Source organism: Chryseolinea serpens (genome assembly GCF_900129725.1).
In the GTDB taxonomy this organism is placed as follows: Bacteria; Bacteroidota; Bacteroidia; order Cytophagales; family Cyclobacteriaceae; genus Chryseolinea; species Chryseolinea serpens.
Genome location: NZ_FQWQ01000002.1, coordinates 1,296,852 through 1,312,436, shown reverse-complemented (window position 1 = coordinate 1,312,436; position 15,585 = coordinate 1,296,852). Strand labels below are relative to the sequence as shown.

Below are 15,585 nucleotides of genomic sequence, written 5' to 3'. Positions count from 1 at the left end.
TCTTGCGGGAAAGGGCGGATATAAGCCCGGTAAATATCCACACAGATTATGAAAGCCCACAGTTTTCTATTTAATATTTAAAGAAAGAAGCCGTGCCTAGGCACAGCTCTTCTCGTTGTTTCAAAAGGCCGGGCGCGAACCCATCAATCAAATCCCTGGACGGCATGATGAACTTTAAAGTGCAGACGTGCCGCCATGAGTACGGCATGAGGTTAAAAGCTTATGGCCAAGGCCGTGGAAACAAATGTGTCGTTTTTCGTGGCGCGCTGTTCTTTTGTGAAGACTTCATCCTTGCTATTTAAATGACGCACCTCGATCCGCCACAGTGCATTCGGAGCGATCTGGTAGTCAAGGTTGGCCGAAGCGCCGGCCGTCTTGAAACCGTGTGGTGTGCCCGTGGCAATGATCACGCCGTTGCCGTCGCTATAGTACTCACCGCGCGCGGCCACCGTAACTTTCTTGCTTAACGCGAGTCTTGCAATCACAACAGGCGAATACCATGCATTGGTAGAACTGCTTTCAGGACTTTTCTCTTCCACACCGTAGTCAAAGCCTACGATCAAACCAAAGGCCTCAGTCACCTGGAAGGTGCCATAGAAGTTATGGAAGTAACGCATCTGCCGGGCACTGTCGGGTTTGTCTGTGCCGATAAACGAACTGCTATTGAGGGTCATGGTGGATGAAGGTTTAAAGGTGATCTGCGTTCCGAAAGAGGGGAGGGAGTTGCCACTGACGCGCTGAATGCGTTGCCAGCCGTTCAGCACAAGCCCGGAGAAAAACCATTTGCCGTTGTCGGTGGTGTAAGAGATTTTGGCACCCGCTTCATAGTATGGTGTGTTGTCGGCCAATATACTCCGCGTGAGGCTCCAGCAATCTTTGCCGACGGCACTCTCAAAACCGATGTGCGAAGCAAAGATGCCCGCGTCAACCCACAGGTTCTTGCGGGCCGAAAGTTTTACACCGGCGTTGGCTTCATAGATATTCTTCAACACGCCCGGTTCGGAGGCGAGGTTGGCGTTGGCGTAGGTGCCGGTCATCAACGCCAGGTTGGCCCGCACGTTGTCGGTGTTATAGGACCCTTTGATGAAGCCGAGGTTGAGGTTCACTTCATTGTGTCGATTATAGGAATAGACAAAACTGGGTCGCGTGTTGTCTGCGGGCTTATTGAAGTCATAGACATAATAGGTTTCCAAATAACCGCTCACCGTGAAGGGGGAGGGTTTTTCTTCCTCCTGGGAAAAGCAAAGCATAGAAAATGAAGTCAATAGAAATATCAGGATGATAGTTTTCATAGTATAGTGCTAAAAGATAAAGGAGATGTGTGCGGCGGGAAGACAACGTGCGTTGCTTCCTGCCGGGCACACAAAAGTGATGACATTATTTTAATTCATCCAAAGCCATGTTCAGTTTTAAGACGTGTACTTTCGAGGGACCGAACATGCCCAGGAAGGGACCTTCGATGTGCGCGTTCACCAGGGCTTCGAGCTTATCGGCGCCCAGGTTCCGGACGCGCGCAATCCGCGCGATCTGAATTCGGGCGGCCTCCGGTGAGATGTCCGGATCCAATCCACTACCCGACGCCGTCACCAGGTCGGCAGGGATTTGTTCTTTGGCGATGCCGGGATTGTGCACGAGGAAGGTATCGATACGGGCCTGCACCGTAGCGAGATAGTCCGGGTTGCTGGGGCCTTTGTTGCTACCGGCCGAACCCGCGGCGTTGTACTCCACGGCGGAGGGCCTTCCCCAGAAATACTTGTCTTCCGTAAACTTTTGTCCCACGCGTTCATAGCCTACTACTTTGCCATGGACCGAAAGGGTTTCACCTTTTCCACCACCCGGTGCGGCCTTGCCAGCGCCCGCAATCAGCAGCGGATATAATCCCGCGGTGATGATCAACAACACCAGGGTAAGTTTGAGCGATATAATGATATTCGTTTTCATTTGTATTGCAATTTTAAATTCAGATGACAAAACCCAGTAAGGCGTCGATGAGCTTGATGCCGATGAAGGGTGCTATGATCCCTCCTAAACCATAGATAAAGAGGTTCCTTCTCAGCAGGGCCGACGCCCCGATCGGCTTATACGCCACGCCACGCAAGGCCAGCGGAATGAGCATCGGAATGATCAGCGCATTGAAGATGATCGCCGATAGAATGGCCGACTCCGGGCTGTTCAGGTTCATGATGTTGAGACTTTGCAGGGCTGGGATGGACGTTATGAACAGCGCCGGCACAATGGCAAAATATTTCGCCACGTCGTTGGCAATGGAAAACGTGGTGATCGTTCCGCGCGTGATCAGCAACTGCTTTCCGATCTCCACCACTTCAATCAACTTCGTCGGGTCGCTGTCCAGGTCCACCATGTTGGCGGCTTCCTTGGCGGCTTGTGTGCCGCTGTTCATGGCCACGCCCACGTCGGCCTGCGCCAGGGCGGGAGCGTCGTTGGTGCCGTCGCCCATCATGGCCACCAGTTTGCCGTTGGCTTGCTCTGCCTTGATGTAGTTCATTTTGTCTTCGGGCTTGGCTTCGGCAATGAAGTCGTCGACGCCGGCCTTTTCGGCAATGTATTTTGCGGTGAGCGGATTGTCGCCCGTCACCATCACGGTCTTCACGCCCATCTTGCGCAAGCGCTCAAATCGTTCGGCAATGCCGGGCTTGATGATGTCCTGCAATTCGATGGCACCCAACGCTACGTGATTCTCGGCCACGACCAGGGGCGTTCCTCCATTGGAAGAGATCTTGTCGACCGTGGCTTTTATTTCCTCAGGGAAACGGTTGCCGTTTTTCTCCACCAGTTTCCGGATGGCATCATAGGCGCCTTTGCGGATCATCCGGCCATCCAAATCAATTCCCGACGTGCGGGTATCGGCAGAGAATTTTATCACCTTCGAATTGGGCAAGCCATAGGAAAGATCTTCGGGACTTCCCATCGAAGCCGGATGCCGGTAGCCTTTTGTGGCCGCAAGCTCCACAATAGATTTTCCTTCCGGCGTTTCATCCGACAAGGAAGCCAGCGTGGCGCTTTCAATAAGACTATCCACGTTGACGCCTTTGCCTGGATGAAAGTGGGTGGCCTTGCGATTGCCGATGGTGATCGTTCCTGTTTTATCCAGCAACAGCACATCCACGTCGCCGGCCGTTTCTACGGACTTGCCACTCTTGGCAATCACGTTCGCGCCAAGCGCACGATCCATACCGGCAATGCCAATGGCCGACAGCAACCCGCCGATGGTGGTAGGAATAAGACACACGAAGAGTGAAATAAAGGCCGCAATGGTAATGGGCGTGTTTGCATAATCAGCAAACGGCTTCAGGGTAACACACACAATGGTGAAGATCATCGTGAAGGCCGCCAGCAAAATAGTGAGCGCGATTTCATTCGGTGTCTTTTGACGTGTGGCACCTTCTACGAGGGAGATCATTTTATCTAAAAACGTTTCGCCTTGCGAAGTGGTCACGCGCACTTTGATGCTGTCGGAAAGAACTTTCGTCCCACCGGTCACCGACGATTTATCACCACCCGCTTCCCGAATGACGGGAGCCGATTCTCCCGTAATAGCCGATTCGTCCACCGTGGCGATGCCTTCGATGATCTCGCCGTCCATAGGAATAGTATCACCGGCTTCACAAAGGAAGACGTCACCTTTCTTCAGCTGTGAGGAAGGCACCATTTTGATGTGATTGGAATTTTCGGCAAGCACTTTGGCTTGCGTTGTTTCCCGGGTTTTGCGCAGACTTTCGGCCTGCGCTTTTCCGCGGGCCTCGGCAAGCCCTTCTGCAAAATTGGCGAAGAGCAAGGTGACGAAGAGAATGATGAACACGACCACGTTGTACCACAGCGCACCTTGCGAAGCATCACCCGTGAGGAGCTGGTTGGCGATGACAAACAACATCACCAGTGTACCCAACTCCACCGTGAACATCACCGGGTTCTTGATCATCAGCCGGGGAGAAAGTTTTACGAACGACTGCTTGAAAGCGGAGCTCACCAAAGCAGGCTCGAATAATTTTATTTTGCGTTTTCTAGTCATGACTCAATTATTTTAAAGAGAAGTATTCGGCCAAGGGGCCCAGGGCGAGCGGAGGGAAGTATGACAGGGCGGTGACAATAATGATCACGGCAAAAGTCATCATACCAAATGTGAAAGAATCCGTTCTCAACGTGCCACCACTTTCCGGAATGAATTTTTTATTCGCGAGCAAGCCGGCAATGGCCACGGGACCGATGATCGGAATGAACCGACCCAGGATCAGCGCAAAACCGCTGGTCACGTTCCAGAAAATATTATTGTCGCCAAGTCCCTCAAACCCACTGCCGTTGTTGGCATTGGCCGAAGTGTATTCGTATAGCATTTCGGAAAAGCCGTGGTAGCTGGGATTGTTCAGCCAGCCCGAGGGTTTAACCGCCCACGCCACGTCGGGATGATGGGCCACCATGTACGCGGCCAGCGCCGTAAAGCCTTTCGTGATCAACGCAGTGAACAGCGTCACGATCATGGCGATCTTTACTTCGCGCGCTTCGACTTTGTGACCCATAAACTCGGGTGTGCGCCCTACCATCAGGCCGGAAATAAACACGGCGATGATGATGTAGATATAATAGTTCAGGATACCCACACCGCAGCCACCGTAAAATCCGTTCACCATCATGCCCAACAATTGCATCATGCCCGAGAGCGGCATGGAACTGTCGTGCATCGAGTTCACCGAGCCGGTCGAGATGATCGTTGTCACGATGCTCCAATACGCAGACGCAGCCGGGCCGAATCGAACCTCCTTTCCTTCCATCGCCCCAGTGTTTTGTGTAACACCCATTTGTGCGATGGCCGGGTTGCCGTGCAACTCGGTGATCACCGTTGGGATCAGCAAGAACAGCATGCCCACGGTCATGACGAGGAAGATCACGTAAGCAAATTTTTTCTTGCGGATGTAAAAGCCTAATGCGAAGATCATCGCCACGGGAATGATCACCTGCGCTACCATCTCCAGGATGTTGGTGAAGTAGTTGGGATTCTCCAGGGGATGCGCCGAATTGGCGCCAAACCATCCGCCACCGTTAGTGCCCAGGTGCTTGATGGCGATCATGCCAGCTGCCGGTCCACGCGAAACCTGCACAGCGTCGCCTTGCAGTGTGGTGATGGCATCCTTGCCGTCAAAGCTCGTGGGGCTACCGTTGAAGGCGAGCAATATGGCCATGACGATACAAAGCGGGAGCAAGATCCGTGTATTGGTCTTGATGAAGATGCTCCAGAAGTTTCCAAGGTTGTTCGTGGTCTTTTCTTTCAGCCCGTTGAACAGGGCCACCAGGCAGGCGATGCCGGTAGCGGCGCTCACAAACTGGAGAAAGGTGATCACCAGCAGCTGCGTCAGGTAGGTGAGGCCCGATTCACCCGAGTAGTGCTGGAGGTTGCAATTCACCACAAAGCTGATGGCGGTATTGAAAGCCAGGTCAGGGGTTTGCCCGGCGTTGCCATCGGGATTGAGTGGCAATTTGTCCTGGTACATCAACATGAAGAAGGCATAAAACAACCACACCATGTTGATGGTCAACATGGCCTTGAGAAACTGTTTCCAATCCATACTCTCGTTTGGATCGATGCCGCAAATGCGATAGATAAAGCGCTCCACCGGATTCAAAAAATCGGTGAAGGTGCGCTCGCCGCCAAAAACTTTGGCGATATATTTTCCCAAGGGGGAGGCCAGGGCCACCGTGATCAGGAAGGTGAAGATGATGCCTGTGATTTCTGTGTTCATACGATTCGGCATTAAAATTTTTCCGGTTTTACCAATACATAGAGTAGGTAGCAAAACACGGCTATGGATAAGATGAAGAGTGCAATGATCATGGCAGCGCGTTTATATTTTTTCGAAATAGTCGACAGATTTGAAGAAGAGCAGGAAGCTCAGCAGGAACGACAAGAGAAAGATGATGGTTAGCATACGACTTAGATTTTGGTATAGTGAAATTTAGAATGTTGTGATGGGGAGTTGAGAAGCCTTAAGCACGTTGTCTCAAAGACTCGAAGCGTGATGCAACTGGGCATAAGCAATCCGAAGCTCACCCGGCATAAACGGCTCAATCCACTTCCGCGCATTGGGTCGTTGGTCGAGTGAGTGGGCGAGCGTGTACAGGTAGATGTCCACGACGCCGTTTTTCACGGTCTCGTTTCCTTCCTTGAAAAGACGAAAGGCGACTTTCAAAAACTGTTCGAGTTTTTTGAATTTACCTTCGTCGCACAGCTTCAACGAAGCGTTGGCAAAAGCCTGGATCGATTTGTAAAACTGCCGTGTATAATGGGGGTCGTCTTTCCTTTCGGGAACTTCGCCATCCAGCATGACCAGGGCTATTCGTTCGGTTATCATATAGTGTTGTGAATGATTTACACCGCTCAGGGCAACAGGAATGCCGGAACCGTTAAGGGGTTCAATAACAGTCATTTAGGAAGATGCACCCCGGAGCCTACCCTACGGAATCCGTAGGGTGTTTCCGGAAATCATAGGGCACCCCAGGCCAGACCTTGCAAACAGGGCAGCGTGGCCAGATGGTATGGATGTTGCTAAGGACACGCACAAACAACCGGATCACACCGATATGGACGAAGACAGTAGTCATCATCATTTTAACATCCAACAAGCAACCACCGAACACCTCCACCTGGCGCCACGCATCGCTGCAACGATGGAGGAAAGTGCAAAAGCGAGGGGCACAGGCATCGGCAAGCGCTCACCCGAAACCATCGCCCACTACATACGCGAAGGGAAAGCCTTGATGGCCTTTCACCATGACGGCCGCTGGGCCGGATTTTGTTACATGAACGAATTCGACAACGGCGCCATGGTGTCCAACTCAGGGCTGATCGTTGCCCCGGAATTTCGTGAACACGGATTGGCCACCCTCCTTAAAAAAGCATTGTTTGACTTGTGCCGCGAAAAATATCCGGAAGCAAGCGTAATAGGCATCACTACCAGCCCTGCCGTTATGAAGATCAATACAGCACTAGGTTTTTATCCAACCGCATTTTCCGAAATGCCGCGTGACGAAAAATTCTGGAAAGGTTGTGAGCTGTGCGTGAACCACGACATCCTGAAACGCACCGGTCGCAAGTTTTGCCTCTGCACGGCCATGCGATTCGACCCGAAGGCAAAAACTGTCAGCGCGGTCAATGGAAATTAAGTCCAGGATTCAGAGGCTGTACTCTTTTATTTTTTGATACAACGTGGTTAAGGCAATGCCCAAAAGTTTTGCTGCCTGCGTTTTATTGCCCTGTGTATGGCGGAGCACTTTTAAAATGTGGTGTTTTTCGGCCACGGCAAGCTCAAAGGAGTCGCGACTTTCGTCGATAGCAAAGTCAGAAGGGAGCACCGACTCGGTGAGCTCGTCGTCGGCAAGGATCACGCTGCGTTCGATGACATTTTTCAGTTCGCGTATATTTCCTTTCCAGGGATGCTGCTCCAACGCTTTCAGGAACGCAGCGCTCATGGCGGGTTCGCGCTTGTTGGTTTTGATGGAAAACTGCGTGATAAAAAACCGGGCCAGGATCCCGATGTCGTCCTTCCGGTCGCGAAGTGAAGGAAGGGCGATGGTGAATACCGAGAGCCGGTAATACAGATCCTTGCGAAAATGCCCTTCATCCGATTCCTTCTCCAGGTTTCGGTTGGTCGCGGCAATGAAACGGGTGTTGACTTTCCGGGGCTTGCTGTCGCCCACGCGATAGTATTCGCCGGTCTCGATCACGCGCAAAAGTTTGGCTTGCAGGTCGATGTTCATCTCGCCGATCTCATCCAAAAACAAGGTGCCTTCGTGCGCTTCCTCGACATAGCCTTTTTTCGATTTGGTGGCGCCCGTGAACGCGCCCTCGGCATGACCGAACAATTCGCTTTCCAACAAGTCTTTCGGGAACGCGCTGCAATTCAACGCCACGAACGATCGCGATTTGCGCGGACTTTCATAGTGGATGGCCTGCGCAAACACTTCTTTCCCCGTTCCCGTTTCGCCCAGCAACAAAACGCTGGTATCGGTGGCAGCGACTTTTTCAGCAAGCGCAATACAATCTGTCAGACGTTTGTTCTCGCCGAGAATATTGTTGAACCCAAATTTCTTTTGGAGCAGTGATTCCAGCGCCACCACTTTTTGTTGCAGCATGGCTTTCTCGGCGGCCTTGCTTAGCAGGGGAATGATGCGCTCCTGGTGGTCGCCTTTTGTGAGATAATCGAACGCGCCGTTCTTGATCGCTTTCACGCCATCCGCGATGGTGCCATAGGCCGTGAGCACGATCACTTCCACGCCGGGATATTCTTTTTTGATCCGGGCCGTCAGATCGATGCCGTTGCCGTCGGGAAGTTTTACGTCCGAGATGACCACCTGGAACAGGTCGTGTTGCAGCGCCTTGATGGCCTCCTTCACCGACGCCGCCTGCGTAACCGTATAGCCTTCCAACTCCACCACGCGGGAGAGCAACTTCCGAAGATTCTCTTCGTCGTCGACGACGAGTACCGATGCTTTCATGAGATCTTAAAAATAACGCGTCTAAAGGTAAGCATTGCGGGCGTTCGCGCTACAGGCCACCCCAAAAAGCGTTGGGGAATAGTGTTGAGCGGTTGGCGTGGATTTTCCACATTTTGTTCGATTCAGTAGGGTTGGGATGCTGTGTAGGGCTGGCACAATTTTGTTGGGTTAATCCGTTGTTGAACCGCCTCACCTGTTCGGCGAGCAAAGAAAGACGCAAGGAAACGCAGTGCTTTGCTTTAACTTTGCTTGCCCGCCGAAGCTTCAGCGAAGGAGGGTGGTTTAACGCATTTCTTACGCCAAAGAATATGAGCTTAACAACCTACAAAAAGAAAAGGGCCTTTAGCGAAACCCCAGAACCCACCGGCGGAAAGTCTGCCGGTGCTGCGCATACATTTGTCGTTCAAAAACACGCGGCGTCCCACCTTCACTACGACTTTCGCCTGGAGATGGACGGCGTGCTCAAAAGTTGGGCCGTCCCGAAAGGCCCATCGATGGACCCTTCCGTGAAGCGTCTCGCCATGATGGTGGAAGATCATCCCTATGACTACCGGACCTTTGAAGGAACCATCCCAGAAGGCAACTACGGCGCCGGCACGGTCATGGTTTGGGATGCGGGGGCGTATGCCGCAGCCGATGGACCCTTTGCTTCGAAGAAAGAGGAAGACAAAGCGTTGCTTCACCAGCTGCATGCCGGCAAGCTAAAGTTTGTTATGCTTGGCGAAAAATTAAAGGGAGAATTTGCCCTCGTAAAAACCAGCGCCCGGGGCGAAAACGCGTGGCTGCTTATGAAGACCAAAGATGAATATGCCACCACCGGTGACATTCTTTTAAAGGACCGCTCAGCCAAGTCCGGGAAGACCTTGGACCAAATTCAAAAGAAACGTGCGCCAAAAAAAACGGCGGCCAAGAAGACCGCCACCAGGAAGACGGTAGCAAGAAAAACAACGGCCCGGAAAAAGAACTAGTCATGTGAAGCTAGCTCCATCCCAGGCCAATTCTTTAAGTCAAGCTCACAATTTGGTTTCCCAGCCCGACTCCTTCAGGGCTTCATCATTTTCTTTTTTCAAGAAATCTTTTTCCGAGAACGACTCGGTTTCCCATTCCATCAAGGCGTTGTCGGGCACGATCTCCACGGGAATTTTCCACGCCGAAGAAGGCTCGTTATACGCTAGGTTGGATTCGGCTGAGTAGCAGGAGATCACCGACCACCGCGAATTGTCCGACAGGTTGGCTTCGGAACGATGCAGCAGGTTGCTGTGAAAGAAAAGCGCGTCGCCGGGATGCAACTCGCAATAGACCAGCTCCATGGTTTTCAAGGCATTGTTGACCATCACCATGTCTGCACCCACCTGTTCTCCCGCAAAGCCATGATTGACGCGGCCAAGTTTATGCGAGCCCTTGATCACCTGCAGACAGCCGTTGCCTTTATTCGCCGTCGTCAGCGCGACCATCACGCTCATCAGTTGGTCGGGATACATAAATTGATTCTTATACCAATAACCATAATCCTGGTGCCACTCCCAGGCACCGCCCACCCGAGGTTCCTTTTGCATGAGCTTCGAATGATAGTGACAGATACGACCATTTCCCTCCATCAACTGCGCCACGCGGTTCACCATGCGCTCGCTTCGCGTGAGATAGCCATAGGGATTGTTGCCGGGCGTATACCAAAGCGAAAGCTTTGTCTTTTTACCCGACTGGTCATCAAGGTCCCAGGCATTGGAGCGGATGTTCTTATCCTCGTAGGCGATGGTCATGAGCCGGTCGATCTCCTGCGGATAGCAGAAGTTTTCGACAACAATGTATCCGTCGGTGTTGTATTGGGCCACTTGTTCCGGAGTGAATAGCGTTTTCATGGTTCGGTTGTTTTGAATAACGAAATTACGGCCCATTCCATCAGGAAGGCTACATCGGGGATGGTTAAAACTGGTACTTTTCTAACATGCTGAAAAAGTAGCCAGTAGTTAGTAGCCAGTAGGGGTGTGGGAGTGAGGGGGTGGGTGTTTGGGTGGACTTTAGATGATTTCCTTTAGGGCGGAGATAAAAGTATCGATCTCGGGTTTTGTGTTGAAGTAGTGGGGTGAGGCGCGGAGAGCCCAGGCGGCTTTTTTCTCGTCGAAGTCGATGACGGCAAAATTCCGGAAGCTGGGGACGACATTGATCTTTCGTTTTAGGAATTCGTTCACCAGGTATTTTGGGTCGGAACCGGCGACGGTAAAGGTGACCAGTCCGCAGGTTTCAGGACCGCGGTCGAGCATCCGAATCCCGCCCAACGGGGAAAGTTCCTGCCGCAGGTAGGTGGAGAGAAGTTTGACCTGTTGCCAGATGCGGTCCTCGCCGAGGTGCAGGCAATATTCAATGGCCATCCGAGTCCCCAACACGAGGGCATAGGCAAACTCCCAGTCTTCGAAGCGCATGGCGTCTTCGCGGGGTTTGTAGCGATCTTTCTCGATCCATTCCGCGCCGCGCATGTCGATGAACAGCGGCTCCAGTCCTTGTTGTAAGGCTTTGTCGGAAATGTAGAGAAATCCTGCGCCGCGGGGGCCGCGAAGAAATTTGCGGCTGGTCACGCTGAGGAAGTCGCATTTTAAAACTGCTACATCCAGCTTCATTTGCCCAACCGATTGGCAGGCATCCAGCAGATACCAGGTTTTGTCGCCGTGTTGTTGCGCATAGCGCCCATAAATTTCGCCGATGGCTTTCACCGGTTGAACGAGACCCGAGTTGGTGGGAACATGTGTGATGGCGAGCACGCGAGGCTGTAACGTATGGAGTTTGTGATCGAGATCGTCGAGGTCGACGCCACCACCGGGAGCATTTCGAATGTGCTCGATGCGGATGCCAAATCTTTTTTGACAGGACAGGAATTGGATCTGGTTGGAGATAAAGTCATCGGTGTCGGTCAGAATGATATCGCCTTCGCGAAACGGGATGGAGGATAGGGCGCGCGTATACGAGTCGGTCGCACTTGCCGTGAAGGCAATCTGGGAAGGCTTGCAGTTGAACAGCTTCGCCGCCACATCGTAGAATTGGCGGATGGCATCGTGTCGCAGCGCAGAAGCCTCATAGCCGCCGATCGCCGACTCCAGCTTGATGTGATCCAGAATGCTTTGCGTCACGCCCCGCGGCATCAGGCTGGCACCGGCGTTGTTGAGGTGGATGACCTGCCCGCAGCCTTCCGTGTCGTTTCGCAAGGCGGCGATCTCGTCGGAGGAGAAAGGACTCTCGTTTGTACTTTTCATAGTCGAAAAAAGTTTGATATGCCCTGCAAAATTGCCAAGGCCTGCCCGCACAATTTCTGCAAAGAACAGGGAATAGCAGTTTTTTCCGGTAATTTTAAATCCCAAAACGCATAAAACATGCAACCCCTGGACGAGTTCGACAAAAAGCTGTTAAGACTGTTACAGCGCAACAACAAGACCACCGCCGATGAACTCGGTGAAGCGGTAGGCCTGAGCCCGTCGGCCGTGCAGCGGAGGTTGAAACGGCTTCGCGATGAAAAAGTGATCGAGGCCGATGTGTCTATCATCTCACCCCAGGTAGCAGGCATCGGCATCACCTGCGTCGTCGACATTGTTTTACAGGATGGCAATTCGCGTGCGCTGGAGAAATTCAAGACCACCATGCGCAAATGCCCCGAGGTCATGCAATGTTATTTCGTGACCGGCACGTATGACTTTGTGATCCTGGTCAACGCAAAAGACATGCAGCACTACGAAGCGTTTTCAAAAAAATGGCTCATGGACAATAACAATGTAAAACACTTTTACACACATGTGGTCATGGACAAGGTGAAGGTGGGATATAGCGTGGACGTTTAAGATCGTTAGCAGACAGCCAGGGACCGTCAGATTACATCGTTCTTTCCGTAGAATCACACGAATTTTACCCGTAACATAACCGCTTGGAAGCCCGGCATCAATCCCCGGGCCAGAAAAATAATTCCATTTCTATAGCAAAAGTGAAAATAATCTATTTATTTCACATTCGTTAAGTAAATCAACCGCTATGAAAACTCCTTCGCTCGGAGAATTTGAAGAACTGGTTTTATTGATGGTGGGCGCCCTCCACGACGAAGCCTATGGCGTGGCCGTGCTCGAAAACCTGGAAAGTCATCTCAAAAAGAAACTTAACATCAGCGCCGTGCACGTCGCCCTCAAGCGCATGGAAGACAAAGGGCTGGTGCGATCGCGCTTCGGGGGCATCACCGAAGACCGGGGAGGACGCAGAAAAAAATACTACGTCATGACCGCCTTGGGCAAGCGCGCATTAGATCAACAATACGCCCTGCGCAACAGCATCTATAACCTGATACCGGATATATCCTTTAGCAAATGAAACCTCCAAAGCGAGCCTTACAATTCCTGCGGTGGTTTTGCCGTGAAGATTATCTCGAAGAGATCGAGGGCGACCTCATCGAAGTGTTCGAAAAACAATCCCTCCTCTCGCCTCGGCGGGCGCGGTGGGGTTTTATATGGAGTGTATGTAAATATTTGCGCCCGCAGTTCATACGGGCCTTTAAAATCAATGTTCACCAAAATGCCCGCGCCATGTTCCGTCATAATTTCACCATCACCTACCGGAGTTTCTTAAAATACAAGAGCTCCTTCTTTATTAACCTGATCGGATTGTCGTCTGGGTTGGCGTGTACCATACTGATCTACCTGTGGGTGAGCGACGAGTTGAAAGTCAACAACCTGCACGCAGCGGGCGATCGCCTGGTGGAGGTGATGGAGCGCCAGCTGGATAACGGACAGATCACGGTACAGAGCGGCACACCTGGCATACTGGCCGAGACCATGGCGCAAGAACTTCCCGAAGTAGCGTCTGCCACCACCGTATCCTGGACCGACAAATACGTGCTCTCCGTCGACGACCGGAACATGCAGGGGACAGGCGTCTATGCGGGCAGAGATTATTTCAAGATCTTTTCGTTCCCTCTCCTGCAAGGCGATCCGGGCAAAGTACTGATTGATAAAAAATCCATCGTGCTCTCTGACGAAATGGCCGTGCGTTTGTTTGGCACCACAGAAAATGTGCTGGGCAAAACCGTGACCTGGCAACACGAAAAGCTCTTCAATGTATCGGGCGTGTTCAAGAAAATGCCCGCGCAGTCCACACAACAATATGACTTCCTGCTCACGACGGATGAAATGAAAGAAGCACACCCCTGGACCTTGCAGTGGACGAACAATGCGCCGTCCACTTTTGTTGTGCTGCGCGAAGGAGCATCCCTGGAGGCCTTCTCGGCCAAGATCGTCAACTTTGTGGAAGATCATGGTGGAGAGAAAGGAACAACCGTGTTTGCCACTCCCTATTCTCGTCTTTACCTGCACGGCCGGTTTGTGAACGGTGTGGAGGCCGGCGGACGCATCGAGTATGTGCGCATGTTTTCGATCATCGCATTTTTTATTTTGCTCATTGCGTGTATCAACTTCATGAATTTGTCTACGGCCCGGGCGTCGCGTCGCATAAAAGAGATCGGGACCAAAAAGGCGATGGGGGCAAGCCGGCGTGCACTGATCATCCAATACCTGGGCGAATCCATGCTCATGGCGCTGCTCTCGATGGGATGTGCGTTTCTGTTGGTTATCCTCCTGTTGCCACAGTTCAATCTCATCACAGGAAAAACATTGACCGTGCCTACCGATTATCCGACACTCTTGTCGCTTGCGGGCCTTGCTATTTTTGCAGGATGGATAGCCGGCAGCTATCCCGCCCTGTATCTTTCGGGTTTCAACCCGGTGGCGATCCTGAAAGGACAGCTTCATGGATCGTGGAGCGAACTGTGGGTGCGCCGCGGGTTGGTAGTATTTCAATTTGTGTGTTCCGTGGTACTCATCGTATCGGTGTGGGTGGTGTATGAACAGATGCAGTATACACAAACCAAGAACCTGGGCTACAACAAAGATCACCTGCTATATTTCGAAGGACAGGGCAAGGTCACCCAAAACCTGGAGACGGTAATCGCCACGGTCAGAAATTTTCCGGGTGTGACCAACGCCTCCAGCATCGGCCATAGCCTGATGGAATTTGGCGCCGGCAGCAGCACCAGCTCCATGCAATGGGAAGGCAAAGACCCCGACCTGGTGGTGGAGATGGAGAACGTTAGAGTGAACTATGGCATGATCGAAATGCTGGAAGTGCAATTGGTGGCGGGACGTTACTACGCACAACAGTTTGGCGCCGAAGACTCCAACATCATTTTCAACGAGGCCGCCATCGCTGCCATGGGCATGGAGGATCCTATTGGCAAGACGGTAACCCTCTGGGGCAAACCCCGCACCATTGTGGGGGTGGTGAAAGATTTTCATTTCCGGTCGTTCCACGAAAAAGTGAAGCCGCTCTTCTTCAACCTCGCCCCCGATGGCACGTGGATGGTGATGATGAAGGTGGAGCCCGGCAAGGAGGCCGATGTCATTGCGCGTCTTGAGAAATTTCATAAGGACTACAATCCCGGTTTTCTTCTCAGCTATCGTTTTCTCGATCAGGATTATCAGGCACAATACGTTGCTGAACAACGCGTGGCCACACTTTCAAAATATTTCGCGGGCTTGGCCATTCTCATCTCCAGCTTGGGATTGTTGGGCCTCGCAGCGTTCACGGCCGAGCGCAGGCTAAAGGAAATTGGTATCCGCAAGATTCATGGAGCAACCAATGTCGGCGTTGTGTTTTTGCTGATGAAAGATTTCACACGGATGGTGCTGGTGGCCATTGTGATTTCTTTTCCGATCAGCTACGTTATAAGCCGGCAGTGGCTGGATGGGTTTGCTTATAAGATCAATTTACAATGGTGGTTCTTCGCGACGGCTGGTCTGTCGGCTCTTTTCGTGGCGTGGTTCACGGTGGCGCTGCAGACATGGCGTGCGGCACGAGTCAATCCGGCAAAGACGCTTCGCAGTGAATGATGGCTCCTTGGACGGTGAGAATATTTCGCCGCATGAGCTCCTGATAACGCACAACCCTGTTTCAATACCGGTCAGCCATAATCTTTTGCTGTCGTTTCAAATTGCTGGTCATTAGGCTTTTACCCGTTGGCACTCGCTTTGAAAGGATGAGGTCTGACCGAAATTTCAA

General features: G+C 52.1%; 14 protein-coding genes. 5 read left to right on the top strand and 9 right to left on the bottom strand.

Annotation, left to right across the window (positions count from 1 at the left end; translation table 11 throughout):
• Positions 1-212 precede the first annotated feature (212 nt).
• The 6 genes from BUB30_RS19470 to BUB30_RS19445 form a co-directional block, all read right to left on the bottom strand.
• Positions 213-1,292: a porin gene (locus BUB30_RS19470; RefSeq protein WP_073137100.1), complete on the bottom strand. Its 1,080-nt coding sequence runs from the start codon at positions 1,290-1,292 to the stop codon at positions 213-215.
• Between the two features lie 85 nt (positions 1,293-1,377).
• A complete protein-coding gene (locus BUB30_RS19465; RefSeq protein ID WP_073137098.1) occupies positions 1,378-1,941 on the bottom strand; it encodes a K(+)-transporting ATPase subunit C in 564 nt (187 codons plus the stop codon).
• Positions 1,942-1,960: 19 nt separating this feature from the next.
• Positions 1,961-4,030, bottom strand: coding sequence for a potassium-transporting ATPase subunit KdpB (gene kdpB, locus BUB30_RS19460; RefSeq protein WP_073137096.1), 2,070 nt, complete (start codon positions 4,028-4,030; stop codon positions 1,961-1,963).
• Between the two features lie 7 nt (positions 4,031-4,037).
• Complete coding sequence (gene kdpA, locus BUB30_RS19455; protein ID WP_073137094.1) at positions 4,038-5,753, bottom strand: potassium-transporting ATPase subunit KdpA; 1,716 nt, start codon at positions 5,751-5,753, stop codon at positions 4,038-4,040.
• 11 nt (positions 5,754-5,764) lie between these two features.
• On the bottom strand, positions 5,765-5,845 hold the full coding sequence (locus BUB30_RS19450) for a potassium-transporting ATPase subunit F (RefSeq protein ID WP_073137092.1): 81 nt from the start codon (positions 5,843-5,845) through the stop codon (positions 5,765-5,767).
• A 166-nt stretch (positions 5,846-6,011) separates the two neighbouring features.
• Positions 6,012-6,362 (bottom strand): DUF7674 family protein, encoded by a 351-nt coding sequence (locus BUB30_RS19445; protein ID WP_143164987.1) that lies wholly within the window; start codon positions 6,360-6,362, stop codon positions 6,012-6,014.
• A 184-nt stretch (positions 6,363-6,546) separates the two neighbouring features.
• Between BUB30_RS19445 and BUB30_RS19440 the strand changes: the two genes are divergently transcribed.
• Positions 6,547-7,173 carry a GNAT family N-acetyltransferase gene (locus BUB30_RS19440; RefSeq protein ID WP_073137088.1) on the top strand — a complete coding sequence of 209 codons (627 nt, stop codon included), beginning with the start codon at positions 6,547-6,549 and terminating at the stop codon, positions 7,171-7,173.
• Between the two features lie 9 nt (positions 7,174-7,182).
• On the opposite strand, the gene BUB30_RS19435 is transcribed toward BUB30_RS19440, so the two are convergent.
• Positions 7,183-8,505, bottom strand: coding sequence for a sigma-54-dependent transcriptional regulator (locus tag BUB30_RS19435; RefSeq protein ID WP_073137086.1), 1,323 nt, complete (start codon positions 8,503-8,505; stop codon positions 7,183-7,185).
• Between the two features lie 308 nt (positions 8,506-8,813).
• Here BUB30_RS19435 and BUB30_RS19430 point away from each other — a divergent pair, with 308 nt between their 5' ends.
• The gene (locus tag BUB30_RS19430) at positions 8,814-9,473 is read left to right on the top strand and encodes a DNA polymerase ligase N-terminal domain-containing protein (RefSeq protein WP_084138266.1); all 660 of its coding nucleotides are present in this window, start codon (positions 8,814-8,816) and stop codon (positions 9,471-9,473) included.
• Positions 9,474-9,518: 45 nt separating this feature from the next.
• Here BUB30_RS19430 and BUB30_RS19425 read toward each other — a convergent pair whose 3' ends face one another.
• Positions 9,519-10,364: a phytanoyl-CoA dioxygenase family protein gene (locus tag BUB30_RS19425; RefSeq protein WP_073137447.1), complete on the bottom strand. Its 846-nt coding sequence runs from the start codon at positions 10,362-10,364 to the stop codon at positions 9,519-9,521.
• Positions 10,365-10,523: 159 nt separating this feature from the next.
• On the bottom strand, positions 10,524-11,750 hold the full coding sequence (locus tag BUB30_RS19420; protein ID WP_073137445.1) for an aminotransferase class V-fold PLP-dependent enzyme: 1,227 nt from the start codon (positions 11,748-11,750) through the stop codon (positions 10,524-10,526).
• A gap of 117 nt (positions 11,751-11,867) precedes the next feature.
• Between BUB30_RS19420 and BUB30_RS19415 the strand changes: the two genes are divergently transcribed.
• The 3 genes from BUB30_RS19415 (at position 11,868) to BUB30_RS19405 (ending at position 15,416) form a co-directional block, all read left to right on the top strand.
• Positions 11,868-12,329: an Lrp/AsnC family transcriptional regulator gene (locus BUB30_RS19415; RefSeq protein WP_073137082.1), complete on the top strand. Its 462-nt coding sequence runs from the start codon at positions 11,868-11,870 to the stop codon at positions 12,327-12,329.
• 187 nt (positions 12,330-12,516) lie between these two features.
• Positions 12,517-12,846, top strand: a complete 330-nt coding sequence (locus BUB30_RS19410; protein WP_073137080.1) for a PadR family transcriptional regulator — start codon at positions 12,517-12,519, stop codon at positions 12,844-12,846.
• Positions 12,843-15,416, top strand: a complete 2,574-nt coding sequence (locus tag BUB30_RS19405; RefSeq protein WP_221408743.1) for an ABC transporter permease — start codon at positions 12,843-12,845, stop codon at positions 15,414-15,416. Before BUB30_RS19410 ends, BUB30_RS19405 begins: the two co-directional genes overlap by 4 nt.
• The last annotated feature ends 169 nt before the right edge of the window (positions 15,417-15,585 follow it).

Coding starts and splice junctions, on each gene's coding strand:
- BUB30_RS19470 (WP_073137100.1), bottom strand. CDS start 1,292: ATGAAAACTATCATCCTGATATTTCTATTGACTTCATTTTCTATGCTT.
- BUB30_RS19465 (WP_073137098.1), bottom strand. CDS start 1,941: ATGAAAACGAATATCATTATATCGCTCAAACTTACCCTGGTGTTGTTG.
- kdpB (WP_073137096.1), bottom strand. CDS start 4,030: ATGACTAGAAAACGCAAAATAAAATTATTCGAGCCTGCTTTGGTGAGC.
- kdpA (WP_073137094.1), bottom strand. CDS start 5,753: ATGAACACAGAAATCACAGGCATCATCTTCACCTTCCTGATCACGGTG.
- BUB30_RS19450 (WP_073137092.1), bottom strand. CDS start 5,845: ATGATCATTGCACTCTTCATCTTATCCATAGCCGTGTTTTGCTACCTA.
- BUB30_RS19445 (WP_143164987.1), bottom strand. CDS start 6,362: ATGATAACCGAACGAATAGCCCTGGTCATGCTGGATGGCGAAGTTCCC.
- BUB30_RS19440 (WP_073137088.1), top strand. CDS start 6,547: ATGGATGTTGCTAAGGACACGCACAAACAACCGGATCACACCGATATG.
- BUB30_RS19435 (WP_073137086.1), bottom strand. CDS start 8,505: ATGAAAGCATCGGTACTCGTCGTCGACGACGAAGAGAATCTTCGGAAG.
- BUB30_RS19430 (WP_084138266.1), top strand. CDS start 8,814: ATGAGCTTAACAACCTACAAAAAGAAAAGGGCCTTTAGCGAAACCCCA.
- BUB30_RS19425 (WP_073137447.1), bottom strand. CDS start 10,364: ATGAAAACGCTATTCACTCCGGAACAAGTGGCCCAATACAACACCGAC.
- BUB30_RS19420 (WP_073137445.1), bottom strand. CDS start 11,750: ATGAAAAGTACAAACGAGAGTCCTTTCTCCTCCGACGAGATCGCCGCC.
- BUB30_RS19415 (WP_073137082.1), top strand. CDS start 11,868: ATGCAACCCCTGGACGAGTTCGACAAAAAGCTGTTAAGACTGTTACAG.
- BUB30_RS19410 (WP_073137080.1), top strand. CDS start 12,517: ATGAAAACTCCTTCGCTCGGAGAATTTGAAGAACTGGTTTTATTGATG.
- BUB30_RS19405 (WP_221408743.1), top strand. CDS start 12,843: ATGAAACCTCCAAAGCGAGCCTTACAATTCCTGCGGTGGTTTTGCCGT.